Source organism: Burkholderia sp. BDU5 (assembly GCF_001522845.1).
Classification (GTDB): Bacteria; Pseudomonadota; Gammaproteobacteria; order Burkholderiales; family Burkholderiaceae; genus Burkholderia; species Burkholderia mayonis.
In genome coordinates this window covers 1-2,809 of the sequence record NZ_LOWC01000036.1, presented here as the reverse complement: position 1 = coordinate 2,809, position 2,809 = coordinate 1, and the positions used below count along the sequence as shown (strand labels likewise).

Here is a 2,809-nt window from a genome sequence, read left to right as displayed (position 1 = left end):
ATCAGCTTCCTCCCTTCGAACTTCGGGACGATGGAAACAAGAAGGGCTGCCGTAGCAGCCCCCACAACCCCCACCAGCGTCTTCTTCGGCACGTTAGCCATTGTGCGTCTCCAGTTCATGAAGGCGCGCCAGTGACTCTCGCTCCTCCCGCTTGTCCTTGCGGTACATGTAAATAGCGTTGAGGGCGAACGTGGCCACTGCGGTCACGATACCCACGATGACGCCGATGTCGGTCAGCGTCATCGAGGACGCCAGAGCCACCCCACTACCCGCGTAGCTGGCGACTTCAGTCGGGCTTGCTTTCATCGATTCCCCGTAATGAAAAAGCCGCCCGTAGGCGGCTTTGTCAATTGAAATAAAAATTCCAAAACAGCCAGTCTTGGTTAAATTGCGATAGGCTTCTGAATTGCATCAATCAACCGGCGCCCCAGTTTGTTCCCGGGAATTTCTATAAACCAATAGGTCAATGATGAGATCACCGTGACAACGGCAATGCCGATTCCGAGCGAAAAAATGTATGGGATTGCGATGGAAGTGAAATGCTCGTATACGAACACAAATATTCTGGACATAACAAATAAAGTCGTCGCATGACTCAGATAAACGGAATAGCTGATCTTCCCGTAGAAACGTGTAATAGGATTGACAAACCACCGCGGAGACGTAATTGCCAATCCGATCAACATCGCGCTGTATATGTACGATTCAATGGTCAATCCCTCAAAAGAATCGACACTGAAGACTCCATAAGCAACGGCAAGCAACGCGAATGCGCCGGCGGCAAACATTGCCTCCCCGGCACCGATCTGACGCGCGCGACTCATGTCGATCACGACATATATGCGATACGCGACGATACCAAATATGAACGTCGGCAGATGGCGTAGAACGCTAAGACTATAATAGGCGGCGGCAATGGCTTGATCGTCGATCAAATGCGGCACCGAAAAGTGCCATACCCATCTTAGCAAAAAAGAAAAGAGCAAAAGCGCAAACGCTCGCCCTAAATTCGATGCAAGCTTAAAAATGAATGGAAAAAAGACGTAGAAAATCATCTCAACCCCCAACGTCCAACTAGCCCATACAAATCCCTGCTCATTCCCCGGCGAAAGATTGAAAACAAAAAATAAACTGCTCGCCACCTCTGCGGGAGAATGAACTACGCCAAAGATAATCTTATCTCGGATACAATAAATGACTATCCATGCGTAAAACAATGGCGCGATGCGAAAAAAACGGCGGATATAAAAATTTAAGAGGGGTGAACCTTCCTCGTCTTTACGCGACTCCGATGAGAGGCACAAAGTGAAAGCGCTTAGCAAGAAGAAAAGCGTCACACCAGAGCCACCTAGATCCGCGAAATGAGCAAGCCACTGCGGAGCGACTGCATGAGGCGTCGTAATCGCGCTGAAGTGAAATACCAGAACATACAACGCCGCGAACCCGCGAAGCGAATCAATAAACCCAAGTTTGCGTGGTTCCATCAAAGCCAACCAGTCAGAATAGTGAACGTGGCATGATACCAGTCGAGTAGCCCCTCACTGGCCGCCTTCCTTCGGGGGAGCATAGCTTGTCCCATCGAACGAATAACCTACCCCCACGCTGACGTTTCCCGGAATGGGCGAGAGTGCCATCTCTTCTGGCGCACACCATTCCGACTCTCCGTCCCAGAGGATCACATTCTCCACGACGCCGCCTTTAACAAGCGCATATTGATTCACCGCCATTACGCATACTCCTCGTAAATTACTACGCCTTGCTGTCCCTGGAGGCCTGCAGACGCTGAAGACGAAGCCCCAATGGAAATTCCGCCTCCGCCCGCACCATACTGTCCAGCGGACGGCGCAGCACTACCTTTGAAAGTCGGCGAGAATGGGCTATCTCCACCGCTTCCACCGATAGCACCTGCAGTACCTCCGCTTAGTGCCGCCGTGCTGACTGCTAATCCATAGCCCCCAAGCGAACATCCGCGCCATACAGTCAACACGCCACCAGCTACGGCTCCAATAACTCCGCCGCCATTGTTAGCTTGTTGAAGATTGATGTAAGGCGGAGCACCTGCACCGCCGGCACCTCCGCCATTTCCTCCAACTGCAGAGATGCTTCCAGCAGTTGTCGTGCCACCGTTACTGCCGCCGTTGAATCCTGCTACCCCGCCGGCACCTCCCGCACCGATAGTTACATTCTCTGTCGTTGCAGGTCCAATCCATTCCTTGTACTCCCCGCCATTCCCGCCGTTGGCAGCCGCCACTTGTGCCGAAGTGGTGGCCGGCACTGCGCCGCCACCGCCGCCGCCTCCGCAGATCCGCTTGCGCACCTTAGTCGCGGTAACGCTTCGACCTCCAACGGTGTACACGCCTGGCGTGTACGTGCCGCTCGACGTGAAGACCTGAACGCCGAGGAAAAGGCCCAGCGCCTGCCCGGCCTGCAGCGCGTGCGCGCTCTGCGTCGCCGGCGCGACTTGCTGCGCACCACCGATGCACTCGAACAGCACCCAGCACAGGGCCCCACCGTTGAGCAGCGGCCCCACGTACGACATGAGGGTCGCGATACCGTTAGCGAGCATCTCGCCACCTTGTAGCGCGACGCCGCCGAGACCGAAGATCGGTCGTGATGCCAGGCCGTCGGGGGAATACGTCGACGCTCCGGTATTGGACGTCTTCACGCTGATCGTTTGCACGACGCCGCTCACGGTCGGCAAGCTGGTCATCGGCACGGAGTTCGCGGCGGCGTATGCGTTTGCCGAGCCGGTATCCGTAAGGATGACGCGCTGCTTCGACGCAGCGTTCACTGCCTTCGTGAAATTCGC

At 55.1% G+C, this 2,809-nt stretch carries 3 protein-coding genes and 1 pseudogene; all 4 read right to left on the bottom strand.

Features of this window, described 5'->3' with window-relative positions; genetic code table 11:
* Nucleotides 1–101, bottom strand: a pseudogene (locus tag WS69_RS34580) (lysozyme); the annotation flags it as partial.
* Nucleotides 94–306 (bottom strand): HP1 family phage holin, encoded by a 213-nt coding sequence (locus tag WS69_RS07505; RefSeq protein ID WP_059470176.1) that lies wholly within the window; start codon nucleotides 304–306, stop codon nucleotides 94–96. The pseudogene WS69_RS34580 and the gene WS69_RS07505, both read right to left, overlap by 8 nt.
* Before the next feature lie 77 nt (nucleotides 307–383).
* Complete coding sequence (locus WS69_RS07500; RefSeq protein WP_059470175.1) at nucleotides 384–1,484, bottom strand: acyltransferase family protein; 1,101 nt, start codon at nucleotides 1,482–1,484, stop codon at nucleotides 384–386.
* Nucleotides 1,485–1,538: 54 nt separating this feature from the next.
* A complete protein-coding gene (locus WS69_RS33070; protein WP_156437992.1) occupies nucleotides 1,539–1,727 on the bottom strand; it encodes a hypothetical protein in 189 nt (62 codons plus the stop codon).
* Between the last annotated feature and the right edge of the window lie 1,082 nt (nucleotides 1,728–2,809).